General features: G+C 63.6%; 17 protein-coding genes, 1 tRNA gene and 1 pseudogene. 18 read left to right on the forward strand and 1 reads right to left on the reverse strand.

Annotation, left to right across the window (positions count from 1 at the left end):
* The first annotated feature begins 281 nt into the window (after window positions 1–281).
* From ABIB95_RS17450 to ABIB95_RS17495, 10 genes are all read left to right on the forward strand, one after another.
* Window positions 282–1199 carry an ABC transporter substrate-binding protein gene (locus tag ABIB95_RS17450; protein WP_354240825.1) on the forward strand — a complete coding sequence of 306 codons (918 nt, stop codon included), beginning with the start codon at window positions 282–284 and terminating at the stop codon, window positions 1197–1199.
* A complete protein-coding gene (locus ABIB95_RS17455; RefSeq protein WP_354240827.1) occupies window positions 1199–2821 on the forward strand; it encodes an amino acid ABC transporter permease/ATP-binding protein in 1623 nt (540 codons plus the stop codon). The genes ABIB95_RS17450 and ABIB95_RS17455 overlap by 1 nt, the downstream gene beginning before the upstream one ends.
* Before the next feature lie 46 nt (window positions 2822–2867).
* Entirely contained in the window at window positions 2868–4109 is a 1242-nt protein-coding gene (locus ABIB95_RS17460; protein ID WP_354240829.1) for an acetamidase/formamidase family protein, read from the forward strand.
* 134 nt (window positions 4110–4243) lie between these two features.
* Window positions 4244–6574 (forward strand): acetamidase/formamidase family protein, encoded by a 2331-nt coding sequence (locus ABIB95_RS17465; protein ID WP_354240831.1) that lies wholly within the window; start codon window positions 4244–4246, stop codon window positions 6572–6574.
* 14 nt (window positions 6575–6588) lie between these two features.
* Entirely contained in the window at window positions 6589–6972 is a 384-nt protein-coding gene (locus ABIB95_RS17470) for a RidA family protein (RefSeq protein WP_085401464.1), read from the forward strand.
* A gap of 340 nt (window positions 6973–7312) precedes the next feature.
* A complete protein-coding gene (locus ABIB95_RS17475) occupies window positions 7313–8476 on the forward strand; it encodes a PspA/IM30 family protein (protein WP_354240833.1) in 1164 nt (387 codons plus the stop codon).
* 10 nt (window positions 8477–8486) lie between these two features.
* Window positions 8487–9146: an OB-fold-containig protein gene (locus ABIB95_RS17480; protein ID WP_354240835.1), complete on the forward strand. Its 660-nt coding sequence runs from the start codon at window positions 8487–8489 to the stop codon at window positions 9144–9146.
* A 23-nt stretch (window positions 9147–9169) separates the two neighbouring features.
* Complete coding sequence (locus tag ABIB95_RS17485; protein WP_247310376.1) at window positions 9170–10864, forward strand: flotillin family protein; 1695 nt, start codon at window positions 9170–9172, stop codon at window positions 10862–10864.
* A gap of 210 nt (window positions 10865–11074) precedes the next feature.
* Entirely contained in the window at window positions 11075–11443 is a 369-nt protein-coding gene (locus tag ABIB95_RS17490) for a hypothetical protein (RefSeq protein WP_071914099.1), read from the forward strand.
* Window positions 11444–11575: 132 nt separating this feature from the next.
* A tRNA-Asn gene (locus ABIB95_RS17495) sits at window positions 11576–11650 on the forward strand.
* A gap of 152 nt (window positions 11651–11802) precedes the next feature.
* On the opposite strand, the gene ABIB95_RS17500 is transcribed toward ABIB95_RS17495, so the two are convergent.
* Window positions 11803–12795: a helix-turn-helix domain-containing protein gene (locus ABIB95_RS17500; RefSeq protein WP_166341579.1), complete on the reverse strand. Its 993-nt coding sequence runs from the start codon at window positions 12793–12795 to the stop codon at window positions 11803–11805.
* A 510-nt stretch (window positions 12796–13305) separates the two neighbouring features.
* Between ABIB95_RS17500 and ABIB95_RS17505 the strand changes: the two genes are divergently transcribed.
* The 8 genes and pseudogenes from ABIB95_RS17505 to ABIB95_RS17540 all read left to right on the forward strand — a co-directional run bounded on the left by ABIB95_RS17505 (window position 13306) and on the right by ABIB95_RS17540 (window position 21112).
* Complete coding sequence (locus ABIB95_RS17505) at window positions 13306–14319, forward strand: formylglycine-generating enzyme family protein (protein WP_354240838.1); 1014 nt, start codon at window positions 13306–13308, stop codon at window positions 14317–14319.
* An 18-nt stretch (window positions 14320–14337) separates the two neighbouring features.
* The gene (locus ABIB95_RS17510) at window positions 14338–16044 is read left to right on the forward strand and encodes an arylsulfatase (protein ID WP_354240840.1); all 1707 of its coding nucleotides are present in this window, start codon (window positions 14338–14340) and stop codon (window positions 16042–16044) included.
* A 72-nt stretch (window positions 16045–16116) separates the two neighbouring features.
* Window positions 16117–17937 carry an arylsulfatase gene (locus ABIB95_RS17515; RefSeq protein WP_247310369.1) on the forward strand — a complete coding sequence of 607 codons (1821 nt, stop codon included), beginning with the start codon at window positions 16117–16119 and terminating at the stop codon, window positions 17935–17937.
* Between the two features lie 166 nt (window positions 17938–18103).
* Window positions 18104–18301: pseudogene (locus ABIB95_RS17520) on the forward strand (haloacid dehalogenase-like hydrolase); the annotation flags it as partial.
* A 75-nt stretch (window positions 18302–18376) separates the two neighbouring features.
* On the forward strand, window positions 18377–18868 hold the full coding sequence (locus ABIB95_RS17525) for a hypothetical protein (RefSeq protein ID WP_225048827.1): 492 nt from the start codon (window positions 18377–18379) through the stop codon (window positions 18866–18868).
* Between the two features lie 32 nt (window positions 18869–18900).
* Window positions 18901–19140, forward strand: coding sequence for a DUF3302 domain-containing protein (locus ABIB95_RS17530; protein ID WP_014495358.1), 240 nt, complete (start codon window positions 18901–18903; stop codon window positions 19138–19140).
* Window positions 19140–20081, forward strand: a complete 942-nt coding sequence (locus tag ABIB95_RS17535) for an HlyD family secretion protein (RefSeq protein WP_354240843.1) — start codon at window positions 19140–19142, stop codon at window positions 20079–20081. The genes ABIB95_RS17530 and ABIB95_RS17535 overlap by 1 nt, the downstream gene beginning before the upstream one ends.
* 11 nt (window positions 20082–20092) lie before the next feature.
* Window positions 20093–21112 carry a DUF1214 domain-containing protein gene (locus ABIB95_RS17540; protein ID WP_354240845.1) on the forward strand — a complete coding sequence of 340 codons (1020 nt, stop codon included), beginning with the start codon at window positions 20093–20095 and terminating at the stop codon, window positions 21110–21112.
* The last annotated feature ends 22 nt before the right edge of the window (window positions 21113–21134 follow it).

Raw genomic sequence — 21134 nt, forward strand, 5'->3', positions numbered from 1 at the left:
GCGAACGTCATATCTATGTCAAATATCCTGACTGATTGATTCTCCTGCCGCGCAGATCATTGCTTTGTCCGAGATCATTTGGTTCTCCCGAATTCGGAATTGCGTGCTGCAGGACACCTGACGCACGAACAGTTTTTGTGCAGCGGGCTGCCCAATTCGCGGGCCCCATTCATCCAATTTTTTGTACGCCCGCGGACAAGCTTTCCCGTCCGCACTCCACCTAGGCTCGTTCCCGAGATCTGGAACATGGCCAGTGCCATGACAATTCGAAGGAGCTGGAGATGGAGACACGGGTATTGCCCCATGCACGGGGGATCGCACGCGCATCATTGCCATGGCGCAAGGTCGCGCTCGGCGCAACCATCGCTTTCGGCTTCGTCGCCGCGGTGCCGCTGAGCGCGCAGGCCGCCGCGCCCGCCGCCTGCGCCGCACTCCAGGAGAAATATCCGGACTGGAAGGGCAAGACCCTCGTTAACGCCATCAACCCGCACACGCCGGGCTATGAGACGATCGACCCGAAGGATCCCAGCAAATATATCGGCTTCGACATCGATCTTGGCGAAGCCATCGGCGAATGCCTCGGCTTCAAGCTGACCTACAAGCCGGTGACGTTCGCAGCACTCCTCACAACACTCGCAGCCGGCCAGGCGGACATCGTCATCTCCGACATCTACGCCACCAAGGAGCGCGCCAAGGCCGCCGACTTCATCACCTACTCGAAAGTGTTCGACGGCGTGCTGGTCGCCAAGGGCAATCCGAAGGGCATCAACGGCATCAACATGTCGATGTGCGGCACGGCGGCCGCCGAAAACACCGGCTATGTCGAGGTGCCCCTGATCCAGGCCCTGATCCCGGAATGCAAGAAGGCCGGCAAGGCCGAGCCGACAATCCAGCTCTACGACAACAACGCCAACTGCATCCAGGCGATCCTGGCCGGCCGCGCCGACACCTACATCAACGACGTCAATACCGTCGACAGTGCGGTGAAGGCCTATCCGGACAAGCTGGAGAAGGCGGTCGCGGTGACGATCCCGTATTCGGTCGGCATCGCCGTCCCGAAGGACAAGCCGAAATTCCGCGACGCCGTGCTGGCCGCACTGATCGAGGTGCAGAAGGCCGGTACGCATATGGAGCTTCTGAAGAAGCACGGGCTCGATGTGAACAACTTCAAGGAACCGGACATTCTGACGGCCGACTGATGTCGCTGTTTCTCCATTACCTGAGCATGCCGTATCTGCTCGAGGGCATCGAGCTCACCCTCGAGGTGACTGCCCTCGGGCTCGGTGGCGGATTGATCCTCGGATTGATCCTCGCCGGCATGCAGCTCTCGCGCTTCTGGCCCCTGGCGGCGATCGCCAGGGCCTACACCGTGATCTTCCGCGGCACGCCGCTGATTCTGCAGATGGTGTTCGCCTACGATGCGCTGCCGCATATCGGCATCAAGCTGCCGGCGGTGCTGGCGGCCGGCCTCGCGCTCGCCTGCAACGAGGCGCCGTTCATCGCGGAGATGCTGCGCGCCGGCGTGCTCGGCGTCGACCGCGGGCAGGTGACGGCCGGCCAGGCGCTCGGCATGACGCCGCGGATCCTGATGTGGAGGGTGATCGCGCCGCAGGCGATCCGCACCATGATCCCGGCCTTCGGCAACGAGGCCGTCAGTGCGCTGAAGAATTCCTCGCTGGCGTCCGTCGTCGCGGTCCAGGAGCTGACCTTGCGCTCGACGCAGCTTGCGTCCTCGACCTTCGACTTCTTCTCGATCTTCTTCGCCTCTGGCCTCTTGTACCTCGTGCTGACCTTCGCCATCAGCGTCATCCAGTTGTTCGTCGAATGGCTGCTCGATCTCGATCGCGCCAAGGGGCGTCAGCGCAAGCTCGCCGACTATCTGCCCTGGCGTCGCGTCGATCTCGGCACCAAGCTGGAGCTCGCGGGGGCGACCGTCGCCGATCCCGAACCCGTGCAGGCAGAGCTGACCGACACGCCGCCGCTTGCTCTGACCAGAGAGGAGCGCACGCGGCGTTCCGCGACGATCGCGCGCAACAACATCGCGGTCGAGACCAAGGATCTCACCAAAAGCTACGGCACGCAAAAGGTGCTCGGCGGCCTCGATCTGACCGTTCGCGTCGGCGAAGTGGTCGCGCTGCTCGGCCCCAGCGGCTCGGGCAAGAGCACGCTGCTCCGCTGCATCAACCATCTCGAAAGCTGGGACGGAGGCACCGTGCGCGTCGGCGGCCGCCGTCTCGGCTTTGACGACGACGGCAAGTTGCTGTCACCCCGGGCCATCGCCAACGAGCGGGCAACCGTCGGTGTCGGCATGGTGTTCCAGCAGTTCAATTTGTTCGCCCATCTGTCGGCGCGCGAAAACATCGCCGGGCCTTTGCGCTGGGTCCACGGTATGACCCGGATCGACGCCGACCGTCGCGCCACCGAGCTGCTCGACCGCGTCGGTCTCTCGCATCGCGCCGACGCGCTGCCGCGACATCTCTCCGGCGGCCAGCAGCAGCGCGTCGCCATCGCCCGCGCGCTGGCGCCCAATCCAAGCGTGCTGCTCTTGGACGAGCCGACCTCGGCGCTCGATCCCGAGCTCGTCAACGAGGTACTGGAAGTGATCCGGCGGCTCGCCATCGACGACGGTCTCACCATGATCATCTCGACGCACCAGATCCGCTTTGCCGATGAAGTCGCCGACCGCGTCGCTTTCCTGAGCGGCGGCACGATCATCGAGGAGGGACCGGCGCACGAGGTGCTCACCAATCCCCGCAATCCGCTGACGGCGCGTTTCCTCAGCGTGATGGAAGCCGACAAGACTCCGGAGGCCGTGCAATGAGCGCTGCCCCTACGTTCAAGACCGCGTTCCCCGAAGAGGCCACCTCATGAAGCATTTCACGCTGCCGGTTTCGCCGAAAACCGTCCACTGGGGCTATTTCTCCAAGAAAGTCGCGCCGGCCCTGACGCTGCGCTCGGGAGACCGCGCCACCATCGAGACGTTGACCCATCACGCCAATGACGATTACGAGCGCATGATCCAGGGCGATCCAGGCGCCGAGAGCGTGTTCCAGTGGACGCGCGAGCACAAGGCGGTCGCGCGCCGCGGCTCCGGGCCGGTCGAAGGTCCGTTTATCCGCGGCGCAGGCGAGGGGGTTGGCGTGCATCTTCTCACCGGACCGGTCGCGATCGAAGGCGCCGAGCCCGGTGACATCCTGGAAGTGCGCATCCTCGATATCAGGCCGCGGCCGAGCTGCAGCGCCTGCCACGCCGGCCGCTGCTTCGGCTCCAACGTCGCCGCCAATTGGGGCTTTCACTATCACGATTTGATCGAGGAGCCGAAGCCGCGGGAGGTCGTCACCATCTTCGAGCTCGACACGTCAGGCGAGCCCTATGCGAAAGCCGTCTACAACTACGTCTGGACGCCACAAACTGACCCAGACGGCATCGTGCATCCGACCATCGACTATCCCGGCGTGCGCGTCGATCACGCCACCATCAAGAAGCGCGAGAACGTCCTCGCAAGTGTGAAGGTGCCGGCGCGTCTGCATTTTGGCACCATGGGCCTCGCGCCGTCGGAAGCCGATTTCGTCAGCTCGATCCCGCCGAGCTACACCGGCGGCAACATCGACGACTGGCGCATCGGCAAGGGCGCGCGGATGTTTTATCCGGTCGCAGTCCCCGGCGCCTATTTCTCGGTTGGCGATCCCCACGCCGCGCAAGGCGACAGCGAGCTCGGCGGCACCGCGATCGAGACCTCGCTCACGGGCGATTTCGAGTTCATCCTGCACAAGAAGGCTGATCTGGCCGGCACCAGTCTGGAGGGCCTCGACCATCCGATGCTGGAGACCGATCACGCCTGGTCGTTCTACGGCTTCACCTATCCGAACTATCTGGCCGCGCTCGGCGCCGACGCACAAACCGAGATTGCCAATCACTCGAGCCTCGACCGTGCGATGCGCGATGCGTTCAGAAAACTCCGGCGGTTCCTGATGACCGTACACGGTCTCAGCGAGGACGAGGCGATCTCGCTGCTGTCGGTCGGCGCCGATTTCGGCGTCACGCAAGTGGTGGATGCCAATTGGGGCGTCCACGGCACGATCCGCAAGAACATCTTTCGCTGCGACTAATGCATTGAGACACAGCGAGTTTTCGGGATGAGGGGATGAGCGGCGAACGTCATTTGCGGCCCGTTGCTGCGACGGATGACCGCGTTCGTCTGGCACAGAGGTTGCTTCGATCAACTGCAATTTGGGTTGATCCGATGAGCTTCCGGCCGTTCACGAGCGAGTCCTACGCGCAAGACGACCGCCCCGAAGCCTGGCGGGATGTGCTGGCGGCGGTCGGCCTGCAACCGGCGACCGGCCATTCCTTCTTTGACGGACACGCAACGGCATCGCATCGCCACACCGCAGGTGTTGCGCTGACGCGGATGGCGGCTGGCGCGCAAAGCGTCGCGCCGCTATCGCAAACGAATGAAGACCTTCCGATCGCGCTGATCCCGGTCGAGGACGGCATGGTGCTGAAGAGCGCCGGCGGCCACCGCATCGTTCCGGTCGGCCATCTCGTCCTGCTGCCGCGGAGCGGGGACTGGAGCATCGTGTTCCAGCGTGACATGCGGGCCATCGTGCTGTCGGTGACCTCCGAAGCGCTGCACGGACGCCTCTCGGGCAAGCCGCGGCTCGGCGAGCCCCGCGTGGTTCCACCCAGCGGCTTTGCCGATGTGTTCTCGCGTCTGCTGGACGCGACCGCGCGCACGCTCGACACGCTGAGCGATGCCGAGTGGAATTCGGTCGCGCAGTCGCTCGTTGATCTGCTCCTGACGCTCGCGCATCAACTGGCGGCCTCGACGTCCGATGCCGGATCGAGCGCGACGCAGGCCGCGCTGCTGCATCGGATCTGCCAGACCATCGAGCGGCGGCTCGACGATCCCGAACTGGCACCGGCGCGCGTCGCGCAGGCCGAGGGGATTTCCGAGCGCTACCTGCAAAAGCTGTTCGAGACGGTCGGCGACAATTTCACCCATTACGTCCGGGAGCGCCGCCTCCAGCGTGCCTGGGCCGATCTGTCCAATCCGACCGAGGCGCATCGTTCGATCTCGGAGATCGCCTATGCCTACGGCTTTGGCGATTCCGCACATTTCAGCCGCGCCTTCCGTCATCGCTTCGGCCTGCCGCCGCGCGAATTCCGCCAGCAGGAGGCGGAGCGGGCGACCTTGCAGCACGGCATCGCCGGCCAGCGCGGCTGGCCGCAGGAGGCCCTGGCGCAGCTCCGCGTGCATTCTAGAGTCGAAGCACGCAGCACCGCTGCTTGCGCCGGCACTGAGGAGCGGACGACCGCGGAACGCAGGCATCACCATCTGCCGGTCGAAGCCAGCCGCGTCCATTGGGGTTTTTTCAGCCGCTCGCTATCGCCGCAAATCGAGATCGCCTCGGGCGACACCATCACCATCGAGACGCTGACGCAGCACGCCTCCGACGCGCCCGAGATGATGATCGCGGGCGATGCCGGTGCTGAAAGCGTGTTCGGCTGGACACGGGACAAGAAGAACGTCGATCGTCGCGGCGCTGGTCCGATGGACGCGAGTGTGTTCGGCCGCGGCGCCGGCGAAGGATTTGGCGTGCACATCTGCACGGGGCCGGTCGCGGTGAAGGATGCCCAGCCCGGCGACGTGCTGGAGGTGCGCATCCTCGACATCGTGCCGCGTGCGAGCCGCAATCCGAACCATGCCGGCCGCGTGTTCGGCTCCTCGGTCGCGGCCTGGTGGGGCTATCACTACAACGAGTTTCTCGGCGGTCCCAAGCCGCGCGAGGTCGTCACCATCTACGAGATCTTCGACGATCCCGAGGAGCCGCACGCCCGGGCGCTTTATTCCTATCGCTGGGAGCCACAGACCGACCCCTTCGGCGTCGTGCACGCCACCTACGACTATCCCGGCGTCCCCGTCGCGCCTGCCACAGTGAAGCGCCGGCATGCCGTACTCGACGGCATCCGCATTCCCCTGAGGCCGCATTTCGGCGTGATCGCGGTGGCGCCGCGCGAGGTCGATTTCGTCGACTCCGTGCCGCCGTCCTATTTCGGCGGCAACCTCGACAATTGGCGACTGGGGAAGGGGTCGACCGTCTACCTTCCGGTCTCCGTGCCCGGCGCGCTGCTGTCGGTCGGCGATTCCCATGCCACCCAGGGGGACGGCGAACTCAGCGGCACCGCGATCGAATGTTCGATGACAGGGACGTTCGAGATGATCCTGCATAAGAAGGCCGATCTGGCCGGCCAGCCCTTTGCCGATCTCTCCTATCCCCTGATCGAGACCGAGACCGACTGGGTGCTGACCGGCTTCAGCCATCCCAACTATCTCGCCGAGTTCGGCGCGCAGGGCCAAAGCGAAGTCTACACAAAATCCTCGCTCGACCTCGCCATGAAGGATGCGTTCCGGAAAATGCGGCGCTTCCTGATGAACGTGAAGGGCCTCAGCGAGGACGAGGCGATCGCGCTGATGTCGGCGGCCGTTGATTTCGGCGTCACCCAGGTCGTCGACGGCAATTGGGGCGTGCACGCCATCCTCAGCAAGCGCCTGTTCCGAGACTTGCCTTAACAAGGACACCTCAAGTGAAATTCCACATGATCAGCGGCGGACCGAAGCCGGTCGCGCCCTTCAGCCACGCCGTCGAGACCGACGGGTTTGTCTTCGTCACCGGCCAGATGCCGGACACGCCGCAGGCGCCGGGTGTGCTGCCCGACGGCATAGAGGCGCAGACGCGGGCCGTGATGGAGAATTTGAAGGTGGTGCTCGCCGGCCTCGATCTCGGCCTCGAGCACGTCGTGATGACGCGGATCTATCTGACGCGTTTCAAGGAAGACTACGCCTCAATGAACGAGACCTATCGCAGCTTCTTCGCACCGGATCGTTTGCCGGCTCGCACGTGTGTCGGCGTCACCGGGCTCGCCTATGATGCGCTGATCGAGATCGACCTGGTGTGCCGGCGGCCGTGAGCTCGGCTTTCGCAGCCCGGTCGCTGCGGCACGAACTGATGCGCAGCAGAGCCGGGGCCCATGCCACAGCTACGGTGCGGCTTTCCGGGTCCCGGCTTGGCGCCGTAACGTTCCACGTTGCAACGCGGCCGGGACACGAGAGTGGCAGTCGCCAAACGCTCCCTCCACTTCGTCTCAAATTGCAACCCGCGCGTGCAAGAAGTCTTGATCGGCGGTGATCTAGGAGTGATCCGCCGCCTTGAACGCACCAACGGCCGCCAGCGACCAATCCATAGAGTGCCCTAGGATCAGTGGAACGTGATCATACTTCCCCTTTCTAAAGCACCAAAATGGTGCTTTAGTGCTTTCCATGAGCCCGTCGTCCAAAAACGCGCCGTCCGCGCTGCGTTACAGGCTTGCCCCTGACCCGGCCGCCAAGGCCGCCATGGAGGCGACGTTCAGGGCCTATGACCGCATGATGGAGATCCTGGATGAGGTGGCGCGGAGCCATAACGTCGGCTCCAACGTCGTCCTGCTCCATGCCCATGCCTATGAGCCGATCCGGAAAGAAACCGCGCTGCCGTCGCGGCTAGTGACGCTGGGCCTGCGCGACCGCGCCGATTATCGCGCCGCGCAGGGCCGCCGCCTGCCGCTCGACGACAAGCTCGCCAAGATCAAGGGCCCCGCCACCATTTCGATTGCAACCGTGGAAGGGCGCTTCAGCGTGCCCTTCGACTATGCCGGCTATGCCGAGGGTTGGGGGCAGAGCGCTCCCGCGCACCTGATCCGCACCGACGACGGTTTCGAAGTTCACTACGGCGTCACGCCGAACAATCTGCCAGAGGAGGAGAACGCCATGGATACCATCGCTGCCGCCCCCGACAACTTCCTGTCCCGGGTCGGGCGTCTGATCGCCGGGATCGCCTATGACGCGATCGAGCAGGCGGAGGGGAAGAACAAGCTGAACGTGGTTGGCCAAGCCATCCGCGAGATCGAGCGCGCGGAGAGCGAAGCGCGCGATGCGCTCGCGGCCGCGCGCGCCGAGGAATACCGTCTCAACGCGCGCCGCACCGAGATCGAACGCGAGATGACCGATCTTGCGCCCAAGATCGAAGGTGCGATTGCTGATTGCCGGGACGATCTCGCCCGCGCCGGCATCGCGCGGCAGATGGACCTCGAGGCGCAGTTCGAGGTGCTCTCCCGCGCCATCGACGAGAACAACGAGAAGATCGAGCAGTGCGTGACGTCGCTGCGCGCCGTGCTGTCAGCGCTCCAGGATGCCGAGCAACGCCGCGCCGATCTCGAAAAGAGCGAGGCTCAGGCAAGCCATCAGGCCTCGACGTCGCCCCGGAAGTCCGGCGGTGCCTCGGCGGCGGCGAAGGCATTGCGTGCGGGCAGGGCGGTGGCGCGCGCCACCGGCGTTCCGGCCTCCATCCCGTACTCAAGCGACATCGACGAGCTCAGCACGTTGCATCGCGAGAAGGAGATTGCAGCGCGGCTGGCGCGGTTGAAGTCGCGCTCCTGAGTAATGTGTCATGAGCGCTCTGCTCGAACACGTGATGTCGCCGGAGGTCAGGCCGTTCGCGATCGCGGCGGCCATGATCCTCATCGTCGGCTCGATCGAGGTGGTCTCGATGCTGGTCGGGGCCTCGCTGAGCGAGATGCTCGGCACCAACATCGATTTTGGTCACCCCAGCGACAATGGCGTGATCAACGCCATCTCCTGGATCAATGTCGGCGGCGTGCCGCTCTTGATCTTCCTGCTGTTGCTGCTCGGCGCGTTCTCCATCTCCGGCTTCCTGATCCAGGACATCGCGCGGATGGTGGCGGGTCCCTTGCCGGCAACGCTCGCGTCGGTCGGAGCGGTCGCCGTCTCGATTCCGCTGGTCCGCGCCGCAAGCAGGGGCATCGCGCGGGTCATTCCCAAGGATGAAAGCTATGCCGTCGGCCTCGGCGATCTCGTCGGCCGCGTCGGCGAGGTCGTGATCGGCCCGCTCGATCAGGGGCCGCCCGGCCGCGTCAGCGTCGCCGACATCCACGGCAACCGCCATTTCGTGTGGGCGGTCGCCGCACCGTCATCATTGCCCCTGCCGCAGGGAACCATGGTCCTGCCGGTCGATCGCGCCGGCACCCGCTTCGTGGCGGTGAAGGCCGACGATGAACTGAAACCTTCCAAGCCGCCTCTAAGCAGCTGACCAGTCATTTATCGGAGAAAGTCATGTTCGACATTGCAGTCCCGGCCATGATCGGCGTCGCGCTGATCGTCGTCCTCGGGATCGTCTTCACCATCCTCTACAAGCGCGCCACCCGCGACGAGGCCTTCGTGCGCACCGGCCTCGGCGGCAAGAAGGTCGTGCTCGACGGCGGCGCCATGATCCTGCCGATCTTCCACTCCTATGCCAGCGTCAATTTGAAGACGCTGCGGCTCACCGTCGAGCGCAAGGAGCGGGAGTCCCTGATCACCAAGGACCGCCTGCGCGTCGACATCGTCGCCGAGTTCTACGTGCGCGTCCGTCCTGACGATGAGAGCATTGCGCTCGCGAGCCAGACGCTGGGCGCGCTGACCAATGACGCCGAAGCCCTGCGCAACCAGGTCGAGGCAAAATTCGTCGACGGCCTGCGTTCGGTGGCAGCCACCATGTCCATCCTGGAGTTGCAGGAGAAGCGCAGCGACTTCGTCAAGCATGTGCAGGCGACCGTGGAATCGGACGTGAAATCCAACGGTCTCGAGCTTGAATCGGTGTCGCTGACCAAGCTCGACCAGACCGACGTCAAATTCTTCAACCCGGAGAACTTCTTCGACGCCGAAGGTCTGACCCAGCTGAAGACCGTTACCGAGACGCGCCGGCGCGACCGCAACTCGATCGTGCGCGACAACGAGGTGGCGATTGCGCAAAAGGACCTCGAGGCGCGGCAGCAGACCCTGACCATCGAGCGCACCAAGAAGGAGGCCGAGCTCTCCCAGGAGCGCGACATCGCCAACAAGACCGCGAGCACCCGCGCCGAGGTGGCGACTGCGACGCAGACGGCGCGCCTGACCGAGGAGAACGCCCGCATCGATACCGACCGCGCCGTGGCCGAGAAGGAGGCCGGCGCCAAGCAGGTCAAGGAAACCGCGGTCATCGAGTCGGATCTCGCCATCAACAAGCGCAAGACCGACGCGCAGCGCGAAATCCAGATCGCCACGCAGGAGAACGAGATCCAGATCGCGGCCAAGAGCAAGCAGACCTCGGAAGCCGTCGCCGAGGCCAAGACCGCGGAAGCGGTCGCCGTCTCCGCGGAGGAAAAGGTGGTGACCGCCCGCGCGGTCGAGGTCGCCGACCGTGCCCGTCTCACCCAGGTGCTCGCCGCGCGCACCGAGGCCGAGCGCAAGTCGACCGAGCTGATCGTCGCCGCCGAAGCCGAGAAGAGGGCTTCGCTCGATCGCGCCGAGGCCGTCAAGACGCTGGCCACCGCGGAAGCCGAGTCCAACAAGATCAAGGCTGTCGGCGTCAGGAATATCGGCGAGGCCGAAGCCGCAATCATCACGCTCAAGAATGAGGCGCAGAACAAGCTCGGTGCCAACGTCATCGACTTCGAGCTCGCCAAGAAGCGGATCGAGACCATGCCCTCGGCGCTAGCCGAGATGGTGAAGCCGATCGGAAATCTCAAGGACGTCCGCATCCTGCACACCGGCGGCGCGTTCGGCGGCAATGGCACCGGCGGCGGCAATGTCGGCTTCGGCGAAGGGCTTGCGGGCGAGCTCCTCAAGGTGCACGCGCTGCGTCCGATGATCGACGAGATCCTGCGCCAGAGCGGGTTTGCGCCGGGCGAGGATCCCGTGAAAGCGCTGGTCGGCGCCGTGACGGGAAAGAGCAACGGCGCCGCAGTGCCGGCGCCCGTGCCGGAGAAAACAAACACCGCCGATCTATGAACGCCGGTTCATTGCTGCGGAGAATTCGAATCGATATGAACTGCCCGTGCGCGTCTCGCGTCGCGCACGCTCCGGAGCGTCGATCGATCGCGTGTTGAACCACTCGATCGCGCTCCGGGTGAATTCTTCGAGGCAACGCCATTTGTTGCCGCGGTGCCTGCGCGGATCGACGTCAGGCACCGGAGCCTCTTTCGATCGGGGGAATTTCACATGAAGTATTTTCTGTCCGGACTGATCGCGATCGGTCTTGCGATCGCCGCTACGCCGTCGTTCGCGGCCGACGCCCGCAACGTCACCGTCGTCAACGAGACCGGCTATGCCATCAAATTCCTGGGCTTCAACGCGCCGGACGACGGCCTGGACGAATGGGAGAACGAGCTCGAAAAGGTTTTGCAGAACCAGGCGAGCACCTATGTCGAGTTCGAAGAGGACGACGAGGGATGTGTCTGGAACATCCGCGTCGACTGGCAGAACTATGACGAATCCGTGCTCTGGAAGAACGTCAACCTCTGCAAGATCACCGCGCTTCGGCTGCGCTACGACTCCGGAACCAAGACCACGTCCTTCGTCGCCGAATAGCTTGACCTGACGTGAGCCAGGGGAGGGGCGGCGGCCCTTCCTCGGCGCATTGTGCAAGATCGCGAATTCGTCCTTTGCAAGCGCAAGCGGCTTTGTTATACGCAGCCGCGCGCGAACGACTGGTTCGCCCTTTCCTCGGTAGCTCAGCGGTAGAGCATCCGACTGTTAATCGGATGGTCGCTGGTTCGAATCCAGCCCGGGGAGCCAAAATCCAGCAAATTCAAAGCCTTACTTGCGTTGCAATTGCGCAACACCACCCGCGGCCACCGCGTTGGGGCCGGTGCACGGCTGTGCAATCGGCCGGTGGAGAGGGAATCGGTCGGACCCTAGCCGTCCCCCAGCACAGCCGAACCGGGCGCCTATAATTCATGCTCAGAGGGTTGAACCCTCAGGCGAGGGACAGTTCGTCCTCCCAGGGTCTGCGACGGACGTTCCCCGAACATCGCATGGTAATACTGCGAGAACCGCCCGAGCTCGTAGAAGCCCTGCTGCATGGCGACAGCGGCCACGGTCGTCGAGCCCGGCACGCTCTCATGCAGAATGGAATGAACGGCACACAGCCGCTTGTGCCTGAGGAAGCTGACCGGGCCCAAGCCGAACACCTCCTGGAACGCGCGATGGAGGGTGCGGCGCGACACCCCGAGAGCGGCGCAGATCTCCGAGACATGCACCGGGCGCGTGCCGGCCTCGTCGAGATACTCCTCGACCCGGCGGATCAGCCGCCTCGCCGAAGGCAGCCAGCCGGTGTCGTCGGGCGGTAGCGACGACATCACGTTGGCCGCCATGCATTCGACGATCGATCGCTTCCAGAAATCGGCGGTCGAGGGCGTCAGGCCGCTCCTGTAGGTGCGCAGATGTGACATGATCCGGACCAGACGATGTGCGGCGATCGCGCCGCTATCGGGGGCCGCCCGGAAATGGTCGCGCCTGCGCCAGGTGTCGGGATTGCTCAGCCTCGCTTCGCCGCCGAACAGCGATGCGACCTCGTTGATGTCGAAGCGCATGGCGGCGTAAGCGGATCCACCGTGAAAGATTCCGTCATGCTCGAGCAGCGGCGGAATCACGAGCACGTCGTTGAGGCGCATGTCGAAGGACCAGTGGGTGACGCGCTCTTCGGCCGCGAGCAGCATCCCGATGATCAGCTTGTCGTCGCTGGCGACACGCTGCGTACGCATGCCGACGCTGAAGGTGCCGATGCTGAGCGAGAAATCGCCGATGCCGACATGGGAGAGCGATCCGCGCAATCGCCCGCGCCCGAGCTGCATGACATCGACGTGCGAGCCGTGAACGGCCTGGTGAAGACCTTCGAAGCCGTCGAGCTTACGCGAATCAACCAGAAGGAATTGGCCCATGGCGCCACCCTGTTACTCAAGCGCGACAATTCTGCGGCAGGCGGCGGCTGAACACCACTACAACGCGAAGTGGGTACGACAGTCCGAGTTCGCGCTTTGAGGTAAATTATCGCCGAATTTGACGCGAGCTGCGCGCCAAATGACACTGTGGATTGAGGAATTTGCGACATGTGTCGTTAAGCCTCACCGATCGGCGCGACGTCTTGGCACAAACTGCACATCACGGGCATCCAATCTTCGGATACCATTTGCAACCTAGGCGATATCGGCGACGATCGCTCTGCGAACCGCGGGGCGGGGGAGGCGGTATAGTGTTGCCGCGCACTCGAAGGATGTACGCAAAAGAGGGAGAGATGCTGACGCAAGTCTACGACACCTATCTCACACCCTCGGCGCCAAGAAGAGGGGACCAGACAATGCGTCCAGACTGCCGGGCAATATGCTCTCGTCGACGCCTGCTGAAGTCCGCGCCATAGTATCGGGTGGAATACTCGTATCGGAGTTTCCACGATGCTGCGGGCGGATACGGATCACTGCGAGTGGTTGCCGGACGACGTGAAGACCGGCGAGATGGTCTTCATTCCCGGCGGGACCTTCCGTATGGGATCCGACCATCATTATCCCGAGGAGGCGCCGAGCCACCGCGTCTCCGTCGACGGTTTCTGGATCGACCGCACCCCCGTCACCAACCGGCAGTTCAAACAATTCGTCAACGCGACCCGCCACGTCACCGAGGCGCAGATCGTTCCCGACCCCAAGGACTATCCCGGCGCGCTGAAGGAGATGCTCTACGCCGGCTCGCTGGTGTTCGAGCCGCTGCCGCGCATCACCGATCTCACCGACTGGAGCCAATGGTGGTCCTTCACGCGCGGCGCCAACTGGCGCCATCCTTACGGCCCCGGCAGCAACATCAAGGGCCTCGACGACCATCCGGTCGTGCATGTCTCCTACAGCGATGCAGCCGCCTATGCCCGCTGGGCCGGCAAGGAACTGCCGACGGAAGCGGAATGGGAGTTCGCCGCGCGCGGCGGCCTCGACGGCGAGGAGTTCGCCTGGGGGGATGCGCTGATGCCGGGCGGCAAGCACATGGCTAACGTCTGGCAGGGCAATTTCCCGGTCCAGAATCTCGGCGAGGATGGGTTCAAGCGTACCTCGCCGGTCATGGCTTTCCCGCCGAACGGCTACGGCCTCCACGACATGATCGGCAATGTCTGGGAGTGGACCTCGGATTGGTGGTCGTCAAAGCATGCCGCCGATACCGCAAAGCCTTGCTGCATTCCCAGAAATCCCCTCGGCGGCCGCGAGGAGGCGAGCTTTGATCCATGTCAACCCGACATCCGCATCCCGCGCAAAGTCTTGAAGGGCGGCTCGCATCTCTGCGCGCCGAACTATTGCCGTCGCTACCGCCCCGCGGCGCGCCACGCCGAGCCGATCGATACTTCAACCAGCCATGTCGGCTTCCGCTGCGTGATGCGGACGCCTCTCGTTGTTCATCGCGAACAAGAAGGGTCTGCTGCAACATAGCAAGATAGGGAGTATCGCATGAGCAGCGAGTTGGAGAAGAACAACACCCAGTCCGGGGCTGACCAGTCGATCAATCGCCGAAAACTGCTTTTGGGAACTTCGTCCATCGTCGCCGCGGCGACGCTGACATCGGAGGCACTGGCGCAAGCGCAGAAAGCGGCGCCGGGTTCAGCCGCGAGCCCGGCGGCTTCATCGGCGTCCGGCCGCAAGCCGAACATCCTCGTGATCTTCGGCGACGACATCGGACAGACCAATGTCTCCGCCTATTCCTTTGGTGTGATGGGCTATCGCACGCCGAACATCGACCGCATCGCGAAAGAAGGCATGATGTTCACGGACTATTACGCCGAGCAGAGCTGCACGGCGGGGCGGTCCTCGTTCATCACTGGCCAATGCACGCTGCGCACCGGCCTTTCAAAGGTGGGCATTCCCGGCGCGACCGTGGGTCTGCAAGCGCGAGACGCGACCATCGCAGAGTTGAAGCCGCTTGGTTACGCCACCGGGCAGTTCGGCAAGAACCACCTCGGCGACCGCAATGAATATCTGCCAACCGTGCACGGCTTCGACGAATTCTTCGGCAATCTCTACCACCTCAACGCCGAGGAAGATCCGGAGAACCGCTTTTATCCGACCGGTATGCGGGACCAGATCGGCCCACGGGGCGTGCTGCGTTGCAAGGCGTCGGATCGCGACGATCCGACCGAACATCCGCGCTGGGGCAAGGTCGGCAAGCAGACCATCGAGGACACCGGCGCACTCACCAAGAAACGGATGGAAACGATCGACGACGAAACATCGGCTGCCGCCATCGATTTCATGCAACGTCAGGCGAAGGCCAACACGCCATTCTTCTGCTGGTTCAACACGACCCGAATGCACTTTCGCACGCATGTACGGGAGTCCCATCGTGGCCCGCCCGGGCTGACGGCCAGGACCGAATACGCCGACGGCATGATCGAAAACGATGCGACGATCGGAACGGTGCTCAAGGCTATCGACGATCTCGGCATCGGTAACGATACCGTCGTGATCTACACCACGGATAATGGGCCGCATCAGAACTCCTGGCCGGATGCGGGAACGACGCCGTTCCGCAGCGAAAAGAACACCAACTGGGAGGGCGCGTTCCGCGTGCCGTGCATGATCCGCTGGCCAGGACGAATTCAACCCGGCTCGATCTCGAACGAGACGATCAGCGCGCTCGACTGGATGCCGACCCTGCTGGCGGTCGCGGGCGAACCGGATATCAAGGACAAGCTGCTGAGGGGGCACCAGGCCGGAAGCAAAACGTTCAAGGTCCATCTCGACGGATATAACCAGCTTCCCCACCTCACGGGTCAGCAGGAGCGCAGCGCGCGCAAGGAGTTTGTCTACTTCGACGATGATGGCGACGTGGTGGCTCTGCGCTACGAGAACTGGAAAGTCGTCTTCGAAGAGCAGCGTGCGCAAGGTACATTAAGAATTTGGGCCGAGCCGTTTACCAAATTGCGCGTGCCGAAAATCTTCGATCTGCGCTCGGACCCCTACGAGCGCGCGGATATCACGTCGAACACCTACTACGACTGGCTCATGACGGACGGCGCGGGTGTGTTCATTGCTGCGCCTAGAATTGTGGGGGAGTTCCTCGCCACCTTCAAGGAATTTCCCCCGAGTCAGCGGCCGTCGAGCTTCAGCATCGATCAGATCGTCGAGAAGATGCAGAGGAGTTTTCAAGTCACGCAATAGCGTGGCGTGACCGCCTGGCAGCAACGCCGAGCGGCTGACGTGAACGACCAATGAAACACAGGGAGCGTAGAAATGAGCGGCGAACTAAAGAACAAGAACAATTCCTCCGACGCTGAACAAACGATCAACCGCAGAAATCTGCTCCTTGGAACATCATCGATCGTCGCAGCAGCGACGCTGACCTCGGAAGCACTGGCGCAAGCGCAGCAAGCAGCGCCCTCTCGCGCGCCGGCGGCAGCTCAGCCAGCGGCAGGCAAGCCCAACATTCTCGTGATCTGGGGCGACGATATCGGCATCGCCAACATCAGCGCCTACTCCAACGGATTGATGGGCTACGAGACGCCCAACATCGATCGCATCGGACGCGAGGGGATCAAGTTCCTCCACTATTACGGCGAACAATCATGCACGGCGGGTCGCGCGGCGTTCCTGACCGGCCAACACGGCATTCGCAGCGGCCTGACCAAAGTCGGCTTTCCCGGTGCGCCGATGGGCATGAGCCAGCTCGACCCATCGATTGGCGGCCTCCTCAAAAATCTCGGCTATGGCACCGGACAGTTCGGCAAGAACCACGTCGGCGACCGCAACGAGTCGCTGCCGACCGTCAACGGCTTCGACGAATTCTTCGGCAATCTCTATCATCTCAACGCCGAGGAGGAGCCGGAACTACCCGACTATCCCAAAGACCCCAGCTACCTCGCCAAGTTCGGCCCCCGAGGCGTGCTGAGGTGCAAGGCGGCAGACCGCGACGATCCGACCGTAGACCCCCGCTTCGGCAAGATCGGCAAACAGACCATCGAAGATACGGGCGCGCTGACCAAGAAGCGCATGGAAACGATCGACGACGAGACGTCGGCCGCGGCCATCGACTACATGAAACGGCAACAGGCCGCCGGCAAACCGTTCTTCTGCTGGTTCAACGCCACGCGCATGCATTTGCGCACCCATGTGCGTACCGATCATCGCGGCCGCTACACGCATGGCGACAGCGAATACATCGACGGCATGCAGGAGCATGACGATACGGTGGGTACTCTGCTCAAAGCCCTCGACGATATGGGGATCGCCAACAACACAATCGTCGTCTACTCCAGCGACAACGGTCCTCACATGAACAGCTGGCCGGACGGCGCGATGACCTGGTTCCGTTCCGAGAAGAACACCAACTGGGAAGGCGCTTTCCGCGTGCCGTGCCTGGTGCGCTGGCCGGGCGTCATCAAGCCGGGCACGGTCACCAATGAGCTGATGAGCCACAACGACTGGATTCCGACGTTGTGCTCGGCGGCAGGTGAGCCCGACATCGTCAACAAGCTGAGCGCCGGGTACACCGCCAACGGCATCAACTACAAGGTCCATCTCGACGGGTTCGACCAGACCGCATTCCTGCGCAACGTCAGTGGCACGGCCGGTAACAACAACGGCACCAAGAGCGCTCGTGACAAGTTCTTCTACTCGGATGATGACGGCTTGCTCGTGGCCTTGCGCAAGGGCGACTACAAGTATGTCTACGCCGAGCAGCGTCTGCCCGGCACACTGGGCGTCTGGGCCGAGCCCTTCACCAAGCTACGCCTCCAGAAGATATTCAACCTGCTTCAGGATCCGTTCGAGCGGGCTGACATCACCTCGAACACATTCTGGGACTGGCAACTCAACCATGTCGGGCAGGTCTACGGCGCGATGGACGACGTCGGCGCCTTCGTCATGACCTTCAAGGATTTTCCGCCGCGGTCGTTCCCACCGAGTTTCGTACCGGCCACGATCCTTGAAGAGCAGCTCGATGAGATCAAGGACAACCGCGCCAGGGCGGGACAACGCGCCCAGAGCATCGACAAGATACGCTCGGGCGTCAATCAGATGATCGAACAGCAGCTCCAGCAACGCGGAGTCAAATAGCTGACACCCCATCCTCACCGGCCCGCGTCGTTGCGGGCCGGTGCCACCTTCGTAGTTACTCACTTGCGCCTGTGAGATCCAGAATGCCCGTTTCCCTCGCATCTGCCACCCGGCGTGGGTTTCTGATCGGTTTCGCCGCCATCAATGCTGTCGCGGTCTGGAGTGCGGCGGAGCGCGCTTCGTCGGCATCGTCCATCACACCGATGCGGCCCGCGAATATTCCTACGACAGGGAGTCCAAGATCGGAAAGCTCGACAAGGCCTGGGACGAGGCCACGCAGCGCGGCTGGACCGTCGTCGACATGGCAAAGGACTGGACGACGGTGTTTGCGTCCGAACGCGGCACCGCGGAAGCGTCGCAATGACGAGGACGCGTGCGGGAAGCTGCATCAACGACAGCAATAACAAAGGGAGGGACAAGGATGTCTGGACATATGCGCATGTTTCGGTGGACGAACTGCCTGCTGGCGTTGGCAACCGGCGCGTCGCTTCCGGTCGGAACGGTGTCGGCGGCGCCGCTCCAGCCAGCAGCAATCCAGCAGGGCGCGACTGGACCATCCGATCTGATCGAGGTGCGTGCCGCTGTTCGCCGCGGCGGGGCCGCCATGGGCCCACGTGGTGGTGCCGTGGTCCATCGCGGCGGCGCCGTGGTCGGCCCCCGAGGCGCCGCCTATCGCGGCCGGACCGCAGTGGTCGGACCGCGCGGCAACGTCGCCGTCCGCAGCACCACGGCCGTGGCCGGGCGCGGCGGCTGGGCGCGACCCGGCTATTACCACTGGCCGAGGGGCGGCGCGATCGCCGCCGGTGCTGCGATCGGCTTCGTGACAGCGGCCACGGCTGTGGCCTGGGCGGGTGCTGCGCCCGCGCCGGGGATGTGCTGGTACTACACCGATCCATCCCGCACGCAGGGTTTTTGGGACTACTGCCAATGAAGGCACGTCACTGACGCAATGAGGCGGCGGTCATGAGCGGCTACGACATCTTCGCCTGGATCGTGTTGGTGATCCTGCTCGCCAGCGCGATCGGCGTGGTCTGTATCGCGGGCTGGCTGCCCGGCCACATCGCGAAGTCGCGCAACCATCCTCATGCGCAGGCAGTGACTGTCGCCGGCTGGATCACGCTGTTCTTCGGCTTCGCGCTGTGGCCGATCGCGTTGATCTGGGCCTATCTCGACGTGCCCGCACGCAAGGCGGGAGATGCGTGATGGGTGTCGCGCTCTTCAATACCTATCTGGTGCTGCTGTTCCTGCTGGTGCATTTCGGGATCGTACGCTTCAACCTGTTCTGGAAGGCGTCGCCCGCGATCGTGCTGGTGCTGCTGCTGTTCGGACTGCTGATCCCGATGGGGTGGGGCGCACCGCAGGGCAATGCGCTGGTCGTGCGCAATGCAGTCTCGATCGTGCCTGATGTGGCGGGCGAGGTGACGGATGTTCCGGTTCTCGCCAACACGCCGTTGAGGGCAGGCGATGTCCTGTTCAAGATCGACCCGACGCCTTACGCGGCGCAGGTCAAGGCGATCGACGCGCAGCTCAAGCTGGCCAAGACGCGCCTCGGCCAGATGACGCAGCTCTACGAGCGCGACGCTGGCCGCGGCTTCGATGTCGAACAGCGGCAATCGGAGGCCGACCAGCTCTCCGGCCAGCTCGAGGCCGCGCAGTGGAATCTCGACAAGACAGTGGTGCGCGCGCCGGCCGACGGCTACGTCACCAATCTCGCGCTGCGCAAGGGCGCGCGCGTGGCGAACCTGCCGCTGGCGCCGGTGATGGCGTTCATTGACGTCTCAAGCACCATCATCGGCATCGAGATCAACCAAAACGATGCGCGCTACGTGGCGCCCGGCCAGGAGGTCGAGGCCACATTCAAATTCGCACCCGGGCAGATCTACTCCGGCAAGGTCGAGAGCGTGCTCCAGGCGATCGCGACCGGACAGGTGCAGACATCGGGCACGGCAGTCCTGCCGAAAGCCATCGAGGCCGCCCCCTTCGTCGTGCGCGTCAAGCTCGACGACGCCGATTTCGTCAAACGGTTGCCGGCCGGCAGCGCCGGAACGGCTGCGATCTACACCGATCACGTCAAACCGACCCATGTCGTGCGCCGCGTGATCCTGCGGCAGGTCGCGATCCTGAATTACGTCAATCCGTTCTAGCGAGAGGGCGCATGAAAAGAGCAGTGCTGACGGCTTCGTTCCTCATCCTCACCTCGGCCACGCAGGCGCAGTCGCCGGTCCCGGTGACGGTCGATAATTTTGGGCGCGCGGAATCCGACCTGTACTTCGGCAACGGCGTCAAGGACGCCGGTGGCATCGGTAAGCTGTTTCACCATCGCGAGCCGATGGCGATTGATAAGCAGGGCGTCATCCGGTCGAATCGTGACACGCTGTACTCCATGGCCGTCGTTGATCTCGATGCGGGACCGGTAACGATCAAGTTGCCGGACGCTGGCAAGCGGTTCCGGTCGTTGATGGTGGTCAACGAGGATCACTACATCGTCGGCGACATAGAGTATCGCGCCGGAAGTTACACCTACGATCGGAAGAGGGTCGGCACACGCTATGCGCTGATCGGGCTTCGAACCCTCGTCGATCCCAACGATCCCAAGGATGTCGAGAAGGTCCGCGCAGTCCAGGACGCCGTCACGATCAGCCAAAAGGCGCCCGGCAAGTTCGAGATACCGAATTGGGATACGGTCAGTCAGAAGAAGGTGCGGGACGCCCTCCTGGTGCTGTCGTCAACCGCAGGCGGCTTCAAGAATGCGTTTGGCGCCAAGGGGCAGGTCGATCCGATCCGGCACCTGATCGCGACCGCCGCGGGATGGGGCGGCAATCCCGACAAGGACGCCACCTATCTCAGCGTCACCCCCGAGAAGAACGACGGCAGCACCGTCTACAAGCTGACCGTCCCCGGCAATGTGCCGGTGGACGGCTTCTGGTCGATCAGTCTCTACAACGCCGAGGGCTATTTCGAGAAGAACCCCTACAACGCTTACTCGCTCAACAATCTGACGGCGACGAAATCAGCCGACGGCGCCACGGTGGTCCAGTTCGGTGGCTGTGACGGCAAGATCCCGAACTGCCTGCCGATCATGAAGGGCTGGAATTACACCGTCCGGCTCTATCGGCCGCGCCCCGAAGTCCTGAACGGCAAGTGGAAATTCCCGGAGCCGAAGCCCGTGAGCTGAACGGCGAACAGATGGAGGTTGT

Origin of the sequence: Bradyrhizobium sp. LA2.1, from assembly GCF_040547725.1 — a bacterium.
Taxonomy (GTDB): Bacteria; Pseudomonadota; Alphaproteobacteria; order Rhizobiales; family Xanthobacteraceae; genus Bradyrhizobium; species Bradyrhizobium barranii.